Origin of the sequence: Paracoccus aminovorans, from assembly GCF_900005615.1 — a bacterium.
Lineage (GTDB): Bacteria > Pseudomonadota > Alphaproteobacteria > Rhodobacterales > Rhodobacteraceae > Paracoccus > Paracoccus aminovorans.
In genome coordinates, this window is sequence record NZ_LN832559.1 from 2536206 (window position 1) to 2555547 (window position 19342).

The following is a 19342-nucleotide window of genomic DNA, read 5'->3' on the forward strand; positions in this document are numbered from 1 at the left end:
AGCCGGCGCAGGCTTGGCGCGGAGCGGGAGTCTTGGGCCCATCGGCCTGTACGGACGATCCACGGCCCCGGAGCCGAGACCATGCGCCATGCCTGCGTGACTGCGAGCGATCCGTGATGCGCCGGTGGTGCCCGCTCGTCTGACAGGCTGCTGAAAAGAGTTCCGAGAAGGTTTCGGGATAGAGAAGCGCTCTGTGCCCCGACCAGGATCGGCTGGAAGCCTAAGCATCTCCCGCCGATCCCAGGCGAATTTCCCGGTTTGCGTTCCAGTCTGTCTCGTCACTGGGACTTCTCTATTTGGGATATGTCTGTCAAGTACTCTGATCTTTGTGACAGCTTTGCGGACGAAGCGGTCGTTGGCTCGATGCGGCTCGGCGTCGACTTCCAAAGGCACGAAAGCCCCTAAGCCGCCATTCGTTGTGCGTCGAGTAGATTGGTTACTTGGCGTATCACGTAGTGCGTGCGTCGTCGCAGACATTTGCGACTTGGTCCTTCGTCGTGGTAACAGGAGCACGCTTTCTGAGTGATCCAATTAAATCTTTTCAGATTGGAAGTTTGCTTGTATCAGGAAGTAATCGTTGCGTGGGATTGACATGAAAAAGCCAAGCGCCTCAGTATCAAAAATTACTTTTTCCAGCGGTCAAGAGTTTACGTTCAGGCCCAAAGAGAAAATAATCATTGTTGGTTCCAACAACAGTGGAAAGTCCCAAACGCTCCGAGAAATAGTAGCGTATGTGAGTGAGGGAGAGAAGGCCCGCCCGGTAGTCTTGAGTTCATTAGAGCTGGAGAAAAATGGAACAGCTGATGAACTTAAGGAATATCTTGATAATAACGCCACAATTACTGATAAGCACTATAATTACAAAAATTGGCGTTTCTACGCAGATCACACTCGCATGTGGGGACAGCCATTTTTACAACACAACTTAGCTTCAGGTTTCATTAAGAATATCGACGCGAATAATCGATTGACGATTTGCCAGCTGCAACAAAGCGTTTCGGACACTGATCAACGATCAGCTCCACAGCATCTATTATATGACAGCGAGGCATTAATGAGGCGGATCAGCTCTCTTTTCCGCCAAGCATTTGGTCAAGATCTAATGATAAATTACCGTGGAGGCAGTGTTATTCCAATCCACGTCGGTCAAATTCCGTCTAGTGACCTCGGCCATCCCGTCAGCGACCCTTATGTTGAGGCGGTCAAGAAAAATCCCCCTCTGCATGAACAGGGAGATGGCGTAAAAAGTTTTGCCGGCATTCTGTTCGAAGCAGTTGTGTCCGACATTGATATTACGATGATCGACGAACCTGAGGCATTTCTCCATCCTCCCCAAATGAGACGACTTGGGGGAATTCTTGCTTCGGAAGTCAAGGGGCAGCTGTTTGTAGCAACTCACAGTAGCGATATCATGCGAGGATTCCTGGAAGGCACGAAAGGCAGTGTTCGCATGCTGCGCATTCGCAGGGAGGGCAACAAGAACTTTGTTGCTGAGGCCGCGCCTGATACTGTCAAAGAGCTTTGGAATACTCCCGTTCTTAGATACTCCAATGCACTCGAAGGCGTGTTCCACGAGCAAGCAATTCTGTGTGAGGACCATAGCGACTGTCGACTTTTCAACGCTGTTGCTGACTACCTTTCAGAAACTCAGGCCGCGCGCTGGCTCGATACGGTGTATGTTCCGACCGGCGGAAAGCATGCAATTCCTACTATCGCTAATATTCTTCGCAAGATAGGAGTTCCTACCAAGGCTGTTTTTGATATCGACCTTTTGCGGAGTCAGGATGATCTGAAAAAGTCTGTTGAAGCCTTTGGTGGTGAATGGGCGGAATTCGAGGAAGTTTGGAGAAAAGTTAACGCGGCTGTTTCGGATGGGATGCCTATCAAGACAAATCAAGAAATAAAGCAGTTTATCAAGCAGATTGTCGACGCCGCTGAGCCAGAAAATCTTCCGAAGGGCGATATCATCGAAGCCATGAAGCAAGGGTCTGCGTGGAGTATTGTTAAAAAGGTAGGGCCTGCAGGTCTGCCAAGAGGTGACGCGCGGAAGAATTACAATGCCTTGACCGAAAAGCTGGAAGAAATTGGAATTTACCTGGTCCCGGTGGGGGAAATCGAAGAGTTCTGTCCGGAAATGGGCGTGCACGGTCCAAAATTTGTCAACAAAGTTCTTGCTGAGATGAGCTTAGCTGATGAAAAATTGCAAGGCCTTAGATCTTTCGTGACAAAGTTTCACAACGGCCAGCACGCTCCCATCTAGTTATGAGGTCGCGAGGCGGTGGAGATCGATAGATCTAAGCATTAATGACATGCTCTCGGAATTTTTGTATTGGAATGGTTGATCATTCCTGCGAACGTCTCTGATCTTTGACGTCAGCGGCGATTATAATTTTGTATATTATTAATATTTCAACAGGAGGCGTCTTGGGAAAGATCTTAACTGGTTCACGGGAATGCCGCCGATTTTCACGTATTTCTCGATGCTGTTTGAGCGTCAGCTTTGTCCCATTAGTGACGCGGGATCGTCATTTTGCGGCGCGCGAGGCGAACGACCGCAATGGGCTCAAACCTACCTTCGGCCTGGTTCGCAGGCCGCCTGTGTTTCGTCATTATCTCACCGCCCATGGCGGTTGATCCCGGTGTGTGTCTTGGTCGCGCCGCGTGGGCTTGGGGCGCGGTGATCGGCAGGAACCGAACGGATGCGGCGCGCAGGATCGCGGCTTTCCTCGCAAGGCACGCAGCCGGGAAACCGTCGCGGCCGTCCCGCACCGTCGCAGTATGCGGTCGAGCGGCATGGCCGCCCCGGAAGACAAGTCGCGATGCGCGGGCGGTCAGGCGGCGGTGCGCTGTCGGTCGGGGCGAAAGGGGTTGATTGCTACCTCTGCCCCCTCGAAGACGCAAAAGCTCTGCGCCGGGATTTCCTGCCAGCCAGGCTCGTCGCTTTCCAGCGGTTCCGAGACTACGGCGCGGCCGCCGCGGGTGTCGGACCAGCGGTGGAACAGGCTGGGCGCGTGTTCGTCGCTGGCATAGCGCAGCGCGTAGAGCCGCTGCCCGTCGGAAAAAGCCGCGGTCAGCCGCACATGCGGCGCGCTGCCGCGCTGCCGGGCCAGAGCCTCGAACTTGGCGGTGGCGGCGGCCATGGCGGCGGCGGGATCGGTCTCCAGCCCCTCGCCCAACGCCATGAGGAACAGCGCCTCGCTGTCGGTGGCGCCCTTGCGATGGCAGTAGAGATCGTCGGGAATCAGCGCCTCGGCGTGGCGGCGATAGTCCTCATAGCCGCCGAACTGGCCATTGTGCATGAAGCTCCAGCGGCCGACGACGAAAGGGTGGCAATTGTTGCGGCTTGTGGCGGAACCGGTCGAGGCGCGGACATGGGCCAGGAACAGATGCGAGCGCAGAGTCGCGGTCAGGCTGCGCAGATTGCTGTCGGACCAGGCCGGCATCACGTCGCGATAGAGCCCTGGCTCGGGCCGCTCGCCATACCAGGCCAGGCCGAAGCCGTCGGCATTCACCGGCGTATGACAGCGCGTGGCGCCCTGGCTTTGCCGGACCAGCGAATGGCCGGGCCGGCAGATGACGTCCTCAAGATAGATCGGACTGCCGAGATAGGCTGCCCAGCGACACATGCGTCGTCCCCGTTTCCATGCTTTTTCCAAGGTCTAGCACGGAAAGATTGACAAATCACTCAGAAGTCGGGGGCGGGTTCTCCTCGACGATCACAAGCTCGCGCTCGGCCGCGTTGCGGGCATGGTCCAGCGCCGCCTGATATTCGGCCGAGCGGTAGCAGGCCACCGCATCTTCTAGACTGGGAAAGCGCGCCACGACATTGCGGGCGCGGTCCTTGCCCTCAAGCTGCACATAGCGCGCGCCGCGGGCCAGGAACACACCGCCATGCGCGGCGATGGCCGGGCCGGCCAGCTGGGCGTATTTGCCATAGGCCTCGGGGTCGGTCACGGTGACATGGGCAATCCAGAGCGCGGTCATGCTTTTTCTCCAATCAGGGTTTCGACGGCGGCGATGGCCTGGTCTGCCGCCGCGAGGCTGGGCGCGCCGCCCTGCGCGCGGTCGGGACGACCGCCGCCGCCCTTGCCGCCCAGGGCGAAGGTCGCGGCCTGCACAAGTTCGACGGCGCTGAGGCGGTCGGTCAGGTCCGGGGTGACGCCGGCGGCGACGGTGGCCTTGCCCTCCGCCTCGGCCAGCACCACCACGGCGCCCGAACCCAGCCGTGCCTTCATTTCGTCGACCAGCGGGCCGAGTTCCTTGCCGGAAACGCCGTCGACGCGGCGGGCGATCAGCTTGATGCCGTTGATGTCCTTCGGCTTCTCGTCAGACCCGCCGCCCATGGCCAGCTGGCGCTTCAGCTGCGCCACCTCGTTGGCCAGCGCCTTGCGTTCCTCGGCCAGCGCGCGGACCTTGTTCACCACATCGCCCGATTGCGCCTTGAGGATGCCGGCGATTTCGGAAAGCTCGCCATCCACGCGGCGCAATTCGTCCATCGCCGCCTGACCGGTCAGCGCCTCGATCCGGCGGATGCCGGCAGCCGAGGCGGTCTCGGTGGTCAGGGCGAACATGCCGATGTCGCCGGTGCGCCCGACATGGGTGCCGCCGCACAGTTCCAGCGAATAGGTCTGACCGCCGGTGCCCTTGCCCGAGCCTTCAAGCTCGCCCATCGACACGACCCGCACCTCGTCGCCGTATTTCTCGCCGAACAGCGCCTGGGCGCCAAGCGCGCGGGCATCGTCGGGGGTCATGATCCGGGTCTCGACCGGGGTGTTCTGGCGGATGAAGTCGTTCACCTCGCGTTCGACCTGGGCGATCTCGCCGGCGGTCAGCGCCTTGCCGTGGCTGAAGTCGAAACGCAGCCGGTCGGGCGCGTTCAAGCTGCCGCGCTGCGCGACATGTTCGCCCAGGGCGCGGCGCAGCGCCTCGTGCAACAGGTGGGTGGCCGAGTGGTTGGCGCGGATGGCCGAGCGCCGGTCGTGGTCGACCGACAGCTGCGCGCCCTGGCCGCGGCTGATCGTGCCCAGCGTCACCTCGGCGACGTGGATGAACACGCCATTGGCCTTTTTCGTATCGGTGACACGGGCGGCGCCAGACTCGGTCTTGATCAAGCCGGTGTCGCCGACCTGGCCGCCGGATTCGCCATAGAAGGGCGTCTGGTTCACCACGATCTGGACCTGCTGGCCCTCGCCCGCGCTTTCGACCGCCGCGCCTTCCTGCACCAGGGTCAGGATCTGGCCCTCGCTGATCTCGGTATCATAGCCCAGGAATTCGGTGGCGCCATGCTCTTCGGCGATGTCGAACCAGATCGCGGCATCCTTGGTCTCGCCCGAGCCAGCCCAAGCGGCGCGTGCCTTGGCCTTCTGCTCGGCCATGGCGACGTCGAAACCGGCCACGTCGACCGCGCGACCCTTTTCGCGCAACGCGTCCTGGGTCAGGTCCAGCGGGAAGCCATAGGTGTCGTAAAGTTTGAAGGCCGCCTCGCCGGGCAGGTTCGCGCCCTCGGGCAGGCGGGTCAGCTCGTCGTCGAGCAGGCGCAAGCCGCGGTCCAGCGTCTGCTTGAAGCGGGTTTCCTCCAGCTTCAGCGTCTCCTCGATCAGCGCCTGGGCCCGGCCCAGTTCGGGATAAGCGGCGCCCATCTGCCGCACCAGCGCGGGCACCAGGCGATACATCACCGGATCCTTGGCGCCCAGCATATGCGCATGCCGCATGGCGCGGCGCATGATACGGCGCAGAACGTAGCCGCGGCCCTCGTTCGAGGGCATCACGCCATCCGCGATCAGGAAGCTGGTTGAGCGCAGGTGGTCGGCAATGACGCGGTGATGCACCTTGCCGGGCCCGTCGGGGTCGGCGCTGGTCGCATGCGCGCTGGCCTCGATCAGGCTGCGCATCAGGTCGGTGTCATAGTTGTCGTGCTTGCCCTGCAGCAGCGCGCCGATCCGCTCCAGCCCCATGCCGGTGTCGATCGACTGCATGTCGAGCGCGCGCATCGAGCCGTCCTCGAATTGCTCGTTCTGCATGAAGACCAGGTTCCAGATCTCGATGAAGCGGTCGCCATCCTCGTCGGCCGAGCCGGGCGGACCGCCCCAGATCTGGTCGCCGTGGTCATAGAAGATCTCGGTGCAGGGGCCGCAGGGGCCGGTCGGGCCCATGCGCCAGAAGTTGTCGTCGGTCGGGATGCGGATGATGCGGTCGTCGGTCAGCCCGGCGACCTTCTTCCAGATGTTCGCGGCCTCGTCGTCGGTGTGATAGACGGTGACCAGCAGCTTGTCCTTGGGGATGCCGAAATCCTTGGTCAGCAACTCCCATGCAAAGGGGATGGCCTCCGACTTGAAGTAGTCGCCGAAGCTGAAATTCCCCAACATCTCGAAAAAGGTATGATGCCGCGCGGTATAGCCGACATTGTCGAGGTCGTTGTGCTTGCCGCCGGCGCGCACGCATTTCTGCGAGGTGGTGGCGCGTTTGTAGTCGCGGGTCTCGACGCCGGTGAACAGGTTCTTGAACTGCACCATGCCCGAGTTGGTGAACATCAGGGTCGGGTCGTTTCTGGGCACCAAGGGGCTCGACTCGACCACGCGATGGCCGTTGCGTTCGAAGAAATTCAGAAAAGTCGAGCGGATGTCGTTCAAGCTGGGCATGTCGGGCCTTCGTCGCAAAGCGGTTCCCCCGGCCAGGGCCGGTTTGCCGCCCGGTCTAGCCCCAGCCATGGCGGCTGTCCAGCAATCCCGCATGCGGGCGCGTGGCTTCTTTCTTGCATAAATATCCTGGGGAACGCCTCCTGCGCCCCATCGAGGGGCGCGGGAGGCGTGGGGGCAAAGCCACCGGGGACAACAAAATGCGCGGGACGTGCTCGCGCATGCTGTCAGGCCCTTCAGCCCAGGTTCAATCCTCGGTCAGCGCGTCGTCGCCTTCGTCGGTGGCGCCGAAATCCAGGCCGTGGCTGGCGCGGATCTTGTCCTCGATGGCATAGGCCACTTCGGGTTTGTCGCGCAGGAACTGCTTGGCATTCTCGCGGCCCTGGCCGATGCGCTCATCGCCATAGGAATACCAGCTGCCCGATTTCTCGACCACGCCGGCCTTGATGCCCAGGTCGATCAGCTCGCCGACCTTGGAAATACCCTCGCCATACATGATGTCGAATTCGACCTGGCGGAAGGGCGGCGCGACCTTGTTCTTGACCACCTTGACCCGGGTCGAGTTGCCGACCACCTCGTCGCGGTCCTTGATCGAGCCGGTGCGGCGGATGTCGAGCCGCACCGAGGCATAGAATTTCAGCGCATTGCCGCCGGTCGTGGTCTCGGGGTTGCCGAACATCACGCCGATCTTCATGCGGATCTGGTTGATGAAGATCACCATGCAGTTCGACCGGCCGATGCTGGCGGTCAGCTTGCGCATGGCCTGGCTCATCAGCCGGGCCTGACTGCCCATCTGCATGTCGCCCATGTCGCCCTCGATCTCGGACTTGGGCGTCAGCGCCGCGACCGAGTCGACCACCACCAGGTTCACCGCGCCCGAGCGCACCAGCGTATCGACGATCTCCAGCGCCTGTTCGCCGGTATCGGGCTGGCTGATCAAGAGCTCATCCAGGTTCACGCCCAGCTTCTTGGCATATTGCGGGTCGAGCGCATGTTCCGCATCGACAAAGGCGCAGACGCCGCCCTTTTTCTGCTCTTCGGCCACCACATGCAGCGTCAGCGTGGTCTTGCCCGAGCTTTCAGGCCCAAAGATCTCGATGATGCGCCCCTTGGGCAGACCGCCGATGCCCAGCGCGATGTCCAGCCCCAGCGAGCCGGTCGAGGTCGCCTCGATCTCGGCCACCGGATTGTCGGCGCCCAGCTTCATGATCGAGCCCTTGCCGAACTGCCGTTCGATCTGGGCCAGCGCGCTGTCCAGAGCCTTCTGCTTGTCTGCCGATCGCTTGTCGTTCATGTCGAAAAGTGTTGCCCCTGCCATGCCGTCCTCATGCTTATTTCACACCCCGACCGCCGGGGCAATCGATGCCCGCCCGCGATTTGTTCACGAGTTGTTCCTATCTGCGCCTTGTGTCGCCGAAAAGCAAGTCCCGGCTAGGCGAATCACCCCCCCTTTCCCGGCTTTTCCAGGCCAGCCTGGACAGGAAAGGTTAAGAAACGGTTTACAGCCCCCGGGCGAGGAACTATCCCGGCGCGCGTGCCGCAACGGCTGAAAGTCTTGGGAATGCTGATCTTCTGGGAAAGACGCCTGGTCTTCCTCGCCACTCCGAAAGCCGGCTCCACCGCCGTGGAATCCGCGTTGGAGCCGCTTGCCAATCTGGCGGTCCGCCGCCCGGCCGAACTGAAGCACACCGATCTGTCGGGCTATCGCCGCCATATCGAGCCCTGGCTGCATTCGGTGACCGGCGACCGCTTCACCACCATCGCCCTCATGCGCGAGCCGCTGGACTGGTTGCGCAGCTGGTATCGCTTCCGCCTGCGCGACGACGGCGAGGCGCCCGAACACGAGATGACCGGCCTGGACTTCGCCGGCTTCGCGCGCGCCTATGCCGATCCCGGGGGGCCGGCGCTGGCGCGGGTCGGCCACCAGGCCGATTTCCTGACCGCAGGACAGGACCGGGTGGACCGCATCTTTCGCTACGAGGACATCGAAAGCTTCACCCACTTCCTCGAGGATTGCCTCGACTGCGCCATCAGCCTGCCGCGGGTGAACGTGCCGCCGGCGGTCGATGTCAGCCTGAGCCCCGGGCACGAGGACGAGTTGCGCCAGGTCATGGCCGGCGATTTCCGACTCTACGAGTCGCTCTAGGTTCTTTGGACATTTACCTGATCCATAGGACGATTGCTGCGATGGTGACGACAGCAAGGTAATTTCTGGCGGTTTTCTCGTATCGTGTGGCGACCCTTCGGAATTGCTTGAGCCTTGAGAAGCAACATTCGATCAACTGCCGTTGTGCGTAGAGATGCCGGTCGAGCGGATACTTGCGGGCGCGCGACGGGTTGTTTGGAATAACGGCGACAGCCCCTTTCTGTGCAACCGTCTCGCGCAGGCGGTCGCTGTCATAGGCGGTGTCGGCCATGATAACCTCGGCGGGCAGGTCTGCGATCAGGGCTTCGGCCTGCGGCGCATCTCCTCGCTGCCCGGCGGTCAGGGTGAAGCGGATCGGGCAGCCAAGGCCCCGGACGGCCATGTGGAGCTTGGTGCTCAGGCCGCCACGGGATCGGCCAAGGGCCTGATCTTCAGCCCCTTTTTTGCACCGGAGGCGTGTTGATGGGCGCGGATGATGGTGCTGTCCACGATCAGGTATTCAAAGTCTGCGTCATCCGACATCGCCGCGAATATCCGCCACCAGATCCCTTGCAGCTCCACCGGCTGAAACGGCGGAACATGCTGTTCCACGACCCGAACACGTCGGGCAGGTCGCGCCACGGCGAACCCGTCCTCACGATCCACAGAACCGCCTCGACGAACATGCGATTGTCGCGCCCGCTGATGCCGCGCGTCCGCTCATCCCCGATGATATGCGCCGAAAGCCGGTCCCATTGCCCGTCCGACAGCACAAGCCGATCCAACACTCCCATCGCAAACCTCCATGCAACGGGAAACTTGAATCACCCCTTCAGACAAAAAGAAATCCCAAGAGTCCAAAGAACCTAGCCGGGCGGCATTCAGCGGCCCGCCCCCTCCAGCTGACGGGCGACCAGCGCCGTCAGATCCGAAAGCGAGAAAGGCTTCGCCAGGAAGGCCGAGTCCGGCACCGGCGGTCGGCCTTCGGAAAAGATGTCCTCGGCATAGCCCGACATGAAGATCACCCGCGTATCGGGCCGGTCGCGCAGGGCGGTGCGCACCCAGGACGGACCGTCCATACCGGGCATCACCACGTCGGTGACAAAGACATCGACCAGCAGGCGTTGATCGGAAAGCAGCGACAGCGCATCCTCGGCGCAGGCGGCCTCAAGCACGTTGAACCCCTGCAGCTTCAGCGCCCGGCTGGCAAAGGCGCGAACCGGCGCCTCGTCCTCGACCAGTAGCACGGTCGCCTCAAGTTCGCGCCGGGCGCGAATCGGGGCGCTGGCCGCGGGCGCGGCCGGCTCTTCGGCCGTGCCACGGTCGTGGGCGGGGAAGAACAGAGAAAAGCAGCTGCCCTCGCCCGGGGTGCTGTCGCAGAAAATATAACCGCCGGTCTGCTTGACGATACCATAGGCGGTCGACAGCCCCAGCCCGGTGCCCTCGCCCATGCGCTTGGTGGTGAAGAAGGGCTCGAAGATCTTGGCCAGATCGTCGGGGGCGATGCCGCAACCCTGATCGCGGACCTTGACGCGGACGTAGTCACCGCGCGGCAGGGTGGCGCGTCCGATGCCCGCGGGGTCCTCGAGCCGGACATTGTCGGTGCTGATGGTGATGTCGCCGCCCTCGGGCATGGCATCGCGGGCGTTCACCACCAGATTCATGATCACCTGCTCGAACTGGCGGCGGTCGGCGCGGATCATCCGCAGCGAGGGATCGTGGTCGAAGGTCAGGACGATGCGCTCGCCCACCAGCCGGTTCAAGAGATGCGTCAGGTCCGAGAGCGTGTCGCGCAGATCCATGATCTGCGGCTTCAGGGTCTGCTTGCGGGAAAAGGCCAACAGCTGCCGAACCAGCGCCGCCGCGCGATTGGCGTTCTGACTGATCTGGTCCAGGTCGGCATAATCCGGATCGGCCTTGTCGTGGCGCAGCATCAGCAGGTCGCAATGACCGGTGATGGCCGTCAGCAGGTTGTTGAAATCATGGGCGATCCCGCCGGCAAGCTGACCGATGGCCTGCATCTTCTGACTTTGGACGAATTGCGCCTCCAGCGTCTTCAGGGCGCTGGCGTCCGAAAGAACCGCGGTGACGTAATCGCCGCTGCCGCGGGCCAGGGTGGCCTGGACGAAACGCTCGGGTCCCTCGGCCTTGACATGCAGCACCTCCGCGCCGCCGACCGTGCGGCCGGCGCAGATGTCGCCCACCCAATCGCCCAGCTCGCGCCCCAGTCCGTCCAGCAGGACGGCCAGGCTCTGCCCCGCGATATCCGCGCCCAGCAGTTGGCAGGCGGCGGCGTTGGCGCGCAGGACGCGGGCCGAAGGGTCCAGGGTGATCAGCGCCACCGGCAGAAGGTCGAAATCCTCGCCGTCGCTGCGGGGCGCGGGCTCGGCGGGCGCCGCCGCGGGCTCGGGCGTGGCGGCCAGCCACAGCTGGACCAGGGCACCGGCCTCGCGCGTGACCTGGAAATGGCCGAGATCGCCCAGGTCGGTGCGCAGCCGGCCACAGCGGGCCAGGCGGATGCCCAGGTCGCGCCATTCCGCCTCCGGGTCGGCATGCCGCCGGCCCAGCAGGTCCAGCACGTAACGGCCGACCAGGTCGCCGAGGCGGTCCAGAGCCAGTTCGTTCTGGGCCAGGATCAGTCCCTGGGGGTCGATGGCAAGCGCAGGCAGGTCATGGCCCAGGACCGCGGGCATCGTCCGGCCAAGGTCGCGCCGCACCGCGAGCCCGCGCCAGAGATGCCGGGCCGAGATCGCGCCGCCCAGCAGATACCAGGCCGACGCCGCCGCACCGGCGACCAGCAGCGTAGCCCCGGCATCGGCTTGCTGTGGCCAGAGCGCCAGCCACAAGGCGCCGACCAGGGCCGGCAGCGCCAGGAAAGGCACCAGGATCTGCGCCGAGCGCAGGATTTCTGCCCGTTCGGAAATCATCAGCCCCCTCGCCGCCAGTCGTTTCCGCTCGGAATAGCGCATGCGGGTTAACAGGGGATTAACGGCGGCGCATCAGCGCCAGGAAAAACCCGTCCGAGGCCGACAGCGGCGTAAACCGCTGCTGCGCCACCGGCTGGAACGCGGGGCTGCGGGCCAGGAAGGCCGCGACTTGGGCGCCGTTCTCGGGCTCGAGCAGCGAACAGGTCATATAGGCCAGGTGACCGCCCGTGGCCACGAAACCCGCCGCCTGGTCGAGGATGCCGGCCTGCAGTTGCAGCAGCCGGTCTAGATCGGCGGCGGCCAGGCGCCATTTCGCATCCGGGCTGCGCCGCCAGGTGCCGCTGCCCGTACAGGGCACGTCCGCCAGAACCAGATCGAACCGTCCGGAGACCTGGCCCGGAGAGGCGATGCCGACCTGCACCCCCGCCCGCCGGGCCCGCTCCGGCAGGTCGGCCATGCGTCGGGGATCGATGTCGTGGGCGGTGACCGGTCCCGCACCCTGCGCGGCCAGCGCAAGCGCCTTGCCACCGCCGCCGGCGCAGAAGTCCAGCAGGCTTCCCCGCGCCGGCAGCGCGGCGCAAGCCAGCTGCGGCGACAGGTCCTGCAACTCGACCAACCCCTCGCGATAGGCCCGCGCGCTCGCCAGCTTGCGGGCGCCGCCTGTCGCGCGCAACGCCGTTGCCAGCGTCTCATGGCGCTGGACCTCGATCCCGTCCCGCGCCAACGCGGCGATCGCCTCGGCGGGACCCGCACGGCGCAGGTTCACCCGCAGCCAGACCGGGGCACGGTCCCGCATCGCCAGTGCCACCGGTTCCGCCTCGGCGCCCAGCGATGCTCGCCACAGCGGCAGCAGCCAGTCCGGCAGGTCCAGGGCCTCGGCAGCATCGGGCATCCGCCCGGCGCCCAGTTCGGCGGGGGACGGCGTGGCCGGGGCGTGGCCGTCGCCGGTAAAGAGCGTCGCCGGGTCGAGCCCCTCGTCCCGGCACAGGCCCAGCATCACGCCGCGCCCGGTCATCGCCCCGCCCAGCGCGGCGCGCGAGCGCAGCCGACGCAGGCTGTCGAAGACCAGGTCGCGCACGGCCGCGCGGTCGCCCGAGCCGGCGAAGCGGCTGGCGCGGGACCAGCGCAGCAGCGCGGGCTCGGCCGGTTCCCCGGCAAGAATGCGGTCCAGGATGGTGATGGCCGCGGCGATGCGGGCGGCTGGGGTCATGTGGCCTGCGCCCCCGGCGCGGGTGGTTGCGGAACGCCCCGCAGAAAGGCCGAGCGGCCGGAATTGTCAATCCCAGCCCTCACCTGCGGGATCGGGCGGGTCGACCGCGGCCGCGGCAGCCTCGGGGCCCGGCATCAGCGGTCCGCGCGAGGCCAGCAGCAGTGGCCCCCGCGTCCGCGTCAGGGTTGCGCCGCGGCCCTGGCCGATGGCCGCCAGCGAGCCGGGCGTGCCGGTGACGCCGGTGCCCAGCGGCGCACCCAGCAGCATGACCCTTTCGCGCACTTGCTTGCGCTGGCCCGAGGCGATCGAGGCAAAGCTGTTGTAGGTCTCGGGTCCGTCCCTCAGGCCCTGGAAGCCGCGCTCGCGCAGCATCTGCCGCAGCGTGTCGAAGCGCGCCAGGTATTTCTGGGCGTGGATCTGGGTGCGGGAGTGAAAGGCGCCGGCAGCCGCGCGCCAATCCCCCGTCTCGGCGTAAAGCCCGCGGACGAAACGCGCCGCGTAGCGGGCATTCTCCAGCGGGTCGAACATCTGCGCCACCGAGGAAAAATTCTCGCCATGCCAGCGATAGTTCAGCTGGAAGCAGCCGATGTCGATATTGGTGCGGCCCTGCGCTACGCGATCTTCGGCGAAGGCCACGGCGCTGGCGGGATCGTCGAACCAGGTGCCCTCGCCTTCGGCATTGGCGCTCCAGGCCCAGGGACGGGTGACGCCGTCCAGCCGCCTCCCGGTCTCGGTCAGGGTCAGCGCGCCCATGATGTCTGCCGGGACGCCTTCCTCGGCGGCCGCCTGCTGCGCCGCCCATTCGCAGACATCGGCCGAGGGCGCCGCCCGCGCCACGCCGGCCAGCAGCGCCAGCAGCACCAGGGCGCGCAGCAGAATCAATGCCAGAGCCTTTCGGGCGGAACCGCCCCGCCAATCACGGACCAACGCGCCACCTCAAAGACCCGCACCCGGTAACGTCGCCCCAGCTGCGAGGTCAGTTCGCGCTCACGCTCGCTTCCCTGCAGCCGCAGCGTGAACAGCGGCATGTCCTGGAACACCTCCTGACCCAAGGCACGCCGCTGGGCCAGCAGGTCCAGGATCTCGCGACCGGTGGTGGCCCGCCACAGCGCGGCGCATTCGCCGGACAGCGCGGCACGCAGCTCGCGCGGACGCTCCTCGAGCGTCCGACACATCACCAGCAACGCGGCGCCATGGTCGTAAAAGCCGGGTGTCGCCGCGACGGTGATCTGGCGCAGCGCCTCGGACCCGGACAGCATCCCGTCAGCCCCGGCCGAGCCAGCACGACCAAGCGGGTCAGGCGTGCCGGGGCGCCCGCGGAGCAAGGGACGCGACGAATCTGGATAGGGCATCTTGCGGCTCCTGCGATCGTTCCTGCGCAGGATTGCAGCAGCCCCTTAAGATAAGGTTAGGAGGCCGGGACTTTTCGCCGTCATTCGCGGGCAACCTTTGCCCTTTAGCCAGTCTCAGGACTGCCAAGATGCCCTTGAAGCCGCTTCGTTGCCGACGGTGCGCGGAGCAACGCAGACAGGCGGGATGATCAACAGGTCATTGAAAAAGGATTTTGAGCAGGCCTCATCGCGAAAATCGTTCTGTATCCGGTGAAGATGGGCCTGAAATCCGGGCATTTCCGGCCGATTCAAGACAGATTTCCCACCCTATCACGCGGACTTTTCAGCAGCCTGTTAACGCTCCTGCCGAAGGCGGACACGGGATCCCAGGGGCGGTTTCCGAAATGCCACTTGCCCGTCGCCGCAAGCAAGATCCGTGCCTCCGCGCTCGGCGACACTGATCTGCCGGCAGAGGATGCCGGATCGCCCGGGACCTGCGCCCTGACGCCCCACGTGGACGCAGCCCCGAGATCCCCGTGGCCGTGAAATCCTCTGCGTTCAGCCCTTGCGGCCCCTTCAGCCCAGCCGGTAGTTCGGGCTTTCGCGGGTGATCTGCACGTCGTGGACATGGCTTTCCTTCAGCCCCGCACCGGTGATGCGCACGAATTCGCAGCCGCCGCGCATCTCGGCCACGGTGGCGTTGCCGGTATAGCCCATGGCGGCGCGCAAGCCCCCGACCAGTTGGTGGATCACCGCGGCGGCCGAGCCCTTGTAGGGCACCTGGCCCTCGATCCCCTCGGGGACCAGCTTGTCCGAGGCCGCGTCCTTCTGGAAATAGCGGTCGGCCGAGCCGCGCGCCATCGCCCCCAGCGAGCCCATGCCGCGATAGGATTTGAACGACCGGCCCTGGTAGAGGATCACCTCCCCGGGGGATTCATCGGTGCCGGCGATGGCCGAGCCCACCATGGCGCAGGACGCCCCGGCCGCGATGGCCTTGGCGAAATCGCCCGAGAACTTGATGCCGCCGTCGGCAATGACCGGGGTTTCGCCCGCGCCCCGCGCCGCGTCCATGATCGCGGTCAGCTGCGGCACGCCCACCCCCGCGACGATGCGCGTGGTGCAGATCGAACCCGGGCCGATGCCGACCTTGATCGCGTCGGCACCGGCGTCGACCAGCGCGCGCGCCGCCTCGGCGGTGGCGACGTTGCCGGCGACCACCTGCACCTCGTTGCTGTGCGCCTTGATGCGCGAGACGGCGCGGGCCACGCCCTCGGAATGGCCGTGGGCGGTGTCGATGACCACCAGATCGACGCCTGCGTCGATCAGCGCCAGGCTGCGCTCATAGCCCTCGTCGCCGACGGTCGAGGCGGCGGCGACGCGCAGCCGGCCCAGCTCGTCCTTGCAGGCCAGCGGGTTCAGCACCGAAAGCTCGGTGTCCTTCAGCGTCAGCAGCCCGGTCAGCTTGCCCTGGCCGTCGGTGATCAGCAGCTTCTCGATGCGGCGGGCCTTCATCAGGTCGATGGCCTCGGCGCGGTCGGCGGGTTCGCGCAGGATGGCAAGGTTGTCGCCGGTCATCACCGCCTTCACCGGCATGGCGTCGCTGCTGGCGAAACGCATGTCGCGGTTGGTGATGATGCCGACCACCCGGCCCGCGCCATCCACCACCGGAAAGCCCGAGACGCTGTAGCGTTCCTGCAGGGCCTTGGCGTCGGCGATGGTCTGGTCGGGGGACAGGGTGATCGGGTCGTAGACGATGCCCGACTCGAAGCGCTTGACGCGGCGGACCTCGTCGGCCTGCTGCTCGGTGGTCAGGTTGCGGTGGATCACGCCGATGCCGCCGGCCTGCGCCATGGCGATGGCCATGCGGCTTTCGGTGACGGTATCCATGGCCGAGGACAGCAGCGGGATGTTCATCCGGATCCGGCGGGTGACCTGCGTGGTCACGTCGGCGGTCGAGGGCATCACCGAGGAAGCCGCAGGAACGAGAAGAACATCGTCGAAGGTCAAAGCCTCACGAATCTGCATGGGAGCATCCTGTCACGGGGTTCGTTTGGCAGTTTCCCATTTCACGGGCCGGCCGAAATGTCCAGAGCATCGGGCGCCGGCGATGCGGGTTTTGGCGGCCGGCCCGCCGCAGTTCCGGCGCAGGTCCGTCGGCAGCCGGCGAAAGCGCGGGCCGCGGGTTTCGCAGGTGCGGCGAAGCGCCTGCGAAACGGGTCCCGGCCGTCTCGGCCTGGGCATATCGTGGCCGCCGGGCCACGCCCCCCTATCCGTCCGCGCCCGGACGCGGCGTCACCGGATGCTGCCGATTGACGCAACCGGGGCGCGTGCCGCAGGCTGAACCCAGTAGTTCGCAAGGAACTGGTCGAAGGGGAGGGAAATCATGAAAAGGATCGTCACCGGCATCGGTGCGCTGCTGGCAAGCGCCGCGCCCGTGCTGGCCGGGGGGATCGAGCGCGCGCCGCAATCGCTGGCGCCGCTGTTCGAGAACGGCAACTATGCCGAGCTGAGCTTCGGCGGGGTCAATCCCAGCGTGCGCGGCCACGATTATGCCCCCGGGGCCGTCGGCGGCCCCTATGCCACCGGCGACGTGGCCCAGGGCTATGGCTTCTTCGGCCTGGCCTACAAGCACCAGTTCACGCCGAACCTGTCGGGCGCGATCATCGTCGAGCAGCCCTTCGGCGCCGACATCCGCTATCAGGCGCCGCCGGACGGTTCGCTGCTGCTGGGCGGCACGCTGGTCGAGGTAAATTCGACCACCTATACCGCGCTGCTGCGCTACAAGTTCGACAACAATTTCTCGGTGCACGGCGGCATCCGCGGATCGCATGCCGACGGCCGGGTGGGGCTGAACGGCGCGGGCTATCTGACGACAGCGGGCTACAATCTCGACATCGACGGCGCCTGGGGCGTCGGCTGGGTCGCCGGCGTCGCCTACGAGATGCCCGAGATCGCGGCGCGGGTCTCGCTGACCTACAACTCGCCCATCGAGCACGACTTCGACATGACCGAGACCGGCGGCCCGTTGCCGGTGGCCTTCAAGGACAAATATACCGTCAAGACCCCGCGCAGCTGGACGCTGGAGGGCCAGACCGGCATCGCCGAGGACACGCTGCTGTTCGGCTCGATCCGCTGGGTGAAATGGTCCGAGTTCAAGGTGGACAACTTCCTGTTCCCCATCGCCACCGCCGCCGGAGAGATCCCGCTGGTCGAGGTCGAGGACACCACCACCTATACCATCGGCATCGGCCGCAAGTTCACCGAGAACTGGTCGGGCTCGGTGTCGTTCCTCTATGAGCCGAAAGAGGGCAAGACGGTCTCGCCGCTGGCGCCGGTCAACGGCCGCAAGGCGGTGACGCTGGCCGCGATCTATACGATGGACAACATCAAGATCACCACCGGCATCAATTACACCAAGCTGGGCGACGCCACGCTGGGCATCGGCCCCAGCGGCAACACGACCGAGGTCGCCAAGATGGACGACAGCGAAGCCTGGGGCGTCGGCGTGCGGATCGGCTATTCCTTCTGAGGCTTGCGGAACATGACGAAGGCCCCGGCTGGTCCGGGGCCTTTTCCTTTGCGGCCGCACCCGGACCGCGCAGCTCCGGGAAAGGCGGGCGCCGAGGAAGCGCCGGCCGGGTATTCGGAAACCGGCGAAGATCAGGGCCGCAATGCCTGGACCAGCGCCGTGAAATGCTCGCCGCGTTTCTCGAAATTCGGATATTGGTCGAAACTGGCGGCGGCGGGGGCCAGCAGCACGGTCTCTCCGGGTTGGGCCTCGGCGGCGGCGCGGGCCACGGCCTGGTCCATGGTCTCGGCGATCTCATAGGGGACGGCGCCCAGTTGCAGGGCGAAGTCGCGCGCGGAATGGCCGATCAGATAGGCCTTGACCACATGGTCGAGGAAGGGTTGCAGCGCCTCGATGCCGCCGTCCTTGCCCATGCCGCCGGCGATCCAGCGGATGTTGCGGAACGCCGTCAGCGCCTTGGCGGCGGCATCGACATTGGTGGCCTTGCTGTCGTTGACCCAGGCCACGCCGTCGATCTCGGCCACGCGCTGGCTGCGGTGCGGCAGGCCTTCGAAGCTGTGGAAGGCGCGCTCGATCTCGCGCGGGGCGAGCCCCAGGGCGCGGGTCGCGGCATAGGCAGCGCAGGCGTTCTGGTGGTTGTGTTCGCCCGGCAGGCCCTTGACCTCGCGCAGGTCGATCGAGGCGACCTGGCGGCCCTTGCGGTATTCCGAAAGGAAGCCCTTGCGGGAAAAGACCGACCAGCCGAAGCGTTCCAGCTTTTGCCCCGAGGAGATGCGGATCACTCGGTCGTCCGAGGGCGCCATGGCAAGATGGTCGGCCAGATAGCGGCCCTCGATCTCGTCGACGCCGATCACGGCACGGTCGGGGCCGCCCTCGGCGAAGAGCCGGCGCTTGGCGGCGAAATAGCCGCCGGGGCCGCCGTGGCGGTCGAGATGGTCGGGCGAGAGATTGGTGAAGACCGCGATGTCGGGCGTCAGCGCCCGGGCCAGGTCGGTCTGGTAGCTGGAGAGCTCCAGCACCACCACCTCGCCGTCATGGGCGGGGTCGAGCGAGAGGACTCCGGTGCCGATATTGCCGCCGATCTGGGTCGGGCGGCCGGCCTCGCGCAGGATATGGTGGATCAGCGCCGTGGTGGTGGATTTGCCGTTCGAGCCGGTGATGGCGATGACGCGCGGCGTGATGTCGTAGCTTTCCCAGTCGCGGGTGGCGAAGCTGCGGAAGAACAGGCCGATGTCGTTGTCGACCGGCACGCCGAGTTCATAGGCCTTGGCGATGACCGGGTGCGGCCTGGGATAGAGATGCGGGATGCCGGGGCTGGTGATGAGCGCGCTGACGCCGTCCCAATTCGCCTCGCGCGTCAGGTCGAGCACGGTCATGCCGTCGGCGGCGGCCTGTTCGCGGGTGTCGGCGCCGTCGTCCCAGGTGACGACATGGGCGCCGCCCTCGGTCAGGGCGGCGGCGGTGGCGCGGCCGGAGCGGCCGAGGCCGAGCACGGCGATGGTCTGGTTTTCGACGCCTTGGACGGGGATCATGGTTCTGCCTTCGCTATGGAAGGCCGGGGGCGCTTCGCCCCCCGGACCCCCCG

The 19342-nt window shown here is 65.3% G+C and carries 13 protein-coding genes and 1 pseudogene; 3 read left to right on the forward strand and 11 right to left on the reverse strand.

What is annotated here, in order from left to right:
• Window positions 1-577 precede the first annotated feature (577 nt).
• A complete protein-coding gene (locus JCM7685_RS12645) occupies window positions 578-2260 on the forward strand; it encodes an AAA family ATPase (RefSeq protein ID WP_139218104.1) in 1683 nt (560 codons plus the stop codon).
• Between the two features lie 571 nt (window positions 2261-2831).
• Here JCM7685_RS12645 and JCM7685_RS12650 read toward each other — a convergent pair.
• From JCM7685_RS12650 to recA, 4 genes are all read right to left on the reverse strand, one after another.
• Window positions 2832-3626 carry a class II glutamine amidotransferase gene (locus JCM7685_RS12650; protein WP_074969072.1) on the reverse strand — a complete coding sequence of 265 codons (795 nt, stop codon included), beginning with the start codon at window positions 3624-3626 and terminating at the stop codon, window positions 2832-2834.
• Window positions 3627-3681: 55 nt separating this feature from the next.
• On the reverse strand, window positions 3682-3984 hold the full coding sequence (locus JCM7685_RS12655; RefSeq protein ID WP_074969075.1) for a DUF1330 domain-containing protein: 303 nt from the start codon (window positions 3982-3984) through the stop codon (window positions 3682-3684).
• Complete coding sequence (gene alaS, locus JCM7685_RS12660) at window positions 3981-6638, reverse strand: alanine--tRNA ligase (RefSeq protein WP_074969077.1); 2658 nt, start codon at window positions 6636-6638, stop codon at window positions 3981-3983. Before alaS ends, JCM7685_RS12655 begins: the two co-directional genes overlap by 4 nt.
• 244 nt (window positions 6639-6882) lie before the next feature.
• Complete coding sequence (gene recA / locus JCM7685_RS12665; protein WP_074969079.1) at window positions 6883-7953, reverse strand: recombinase RecA; 1071 nt, start codon at window positions 7951-7953, stop codon at window positions 6883-6885.
• Window positions 7954-8196: 243 nt separating this feature from the next.
• Here recA and JCM7685_RS12670 point away from each other — a divergent pair, with 243 nt between their 5' ends.
• A complete protein-coding gene (locus tag JCM7685_RS12670) occupies window positions 8197-8781 on the forward strand; it encodes a sulfotransferase family protein (RefSeq protein WP_074969081.1) in 585 nt (194 codons plus the stop codon).
• Window positions 8782-8794: 13 nt separating this feature from the next.
• On the opposite strand, the pseudogene JCM7685_RS12675 reads toward JCM7685_RS12670, so the two are convergent.
• From JCM7685_RS12675 to guaB, 6 genes and pseudogenes are all read right to left on the reverse strand, one after another.
• Window positions 8795-9554: pseudogene (locus JCM7685_RS12675) on the reverse strand (IS5 family transposase).
• An 87-nt stretch (window positions 9555-9641) separates the two neighbouring features.
• Window positions 9642-11687 (reverse strand): ATP-binding protein, encoded by a 2046-nt coding sequence (locus JCM7685_RS12680; RefSeq protein WP_074968689.1) that lies wholly within the window; start codon window positions 11685-11687, stop codon window positions 9642-9644.
• Between the two features lie 58 nt (window positions 11688-11745).
• Window positions 11746-12897: an RsmB/NOP family class I SAM-dependent RNA methyltransferase gene (locus JCM7685_RS12685; RefSeq protein ID WP_074968687.1), complete on the reverse strand. Its 1152-nt coding sequence runs from the start codon at window positions 12895-12897 to the stop codon at window positions 11746-11748.
• Window positions 12898-12963: 66 nt separating this feature from the next.
• Window positions 12964-13779, reverse strand: coding sequence for a lysozyme family protein (locus JCM7685_RS12690; protein WP_100526085.1), 816 nt, complete (start codon window positions 13777-13779; stop codon window positions 12964-12966).
• Complete coding sequence (locus JCM7685_RS12695; protein ID WP_145981076.1) at window positions 13776-14249, reverse strand: hypothetical protein; 474 nt, start codon at window positions 14247-14249, stop codon at window positions 13776-13778. Before JCM7685_RS12695 ends, JCM7685_RS12690 begins: the two co-directional genes overlap by 4 nt.
• Window positions 14250-14804: 555 nt before the next feature.
• A complete protein-coding gene (gene guaB / locus JCM7685_RS12700) occupies window positions 14805-16253 on the reverse strand; it encodes an IMP dehydrogenase (RefSeq protein ID WP_074968683.1) in 1449 nt (482 codons plus the stop codon).
• A 358-nt stretch (window positions 16254-16611) separates the two neighbouring features.
• Here guaB and JCM7685_RS12705 point away from each other — a divergent pair, with 358 nt between their 5' ends.
• The gene (locus JCM7685_RS12705) at window positions 16612-17757 is read left to right on the forward strand and encodes an OmpP1/FadL family transporter (RefSeq protein WP_074968681.1); all 1146 of its coding nucleotides are present in this window, start codon (window positions 16612-16614) and stop codon (window positions 17755-17757) included.
• A 131-nt stretch (window positions 17758-17888) separates the two neighbouring features.
• Here the strand turns inward: JCM7685_RS12705 and murD are convergent, their stop codons facing one another.
• The gene (gene murD / locus JCM7685_RS12710; RefSeq protein ID WP_074968679.1) at window positions 17889-19289 is read right to left on the reverse strand and encodes a UDP-N-acetylmuramoyl-L-alanine--D-glutamate ligase; all 1401 of its coding nucleotides are present in this window, start codon (window positions 19287-19289) and stop codon (window positions 17889-17891) included.
• Between the last annotated feature and the right edge of the window lie 53 nt (window positions 19290-19342).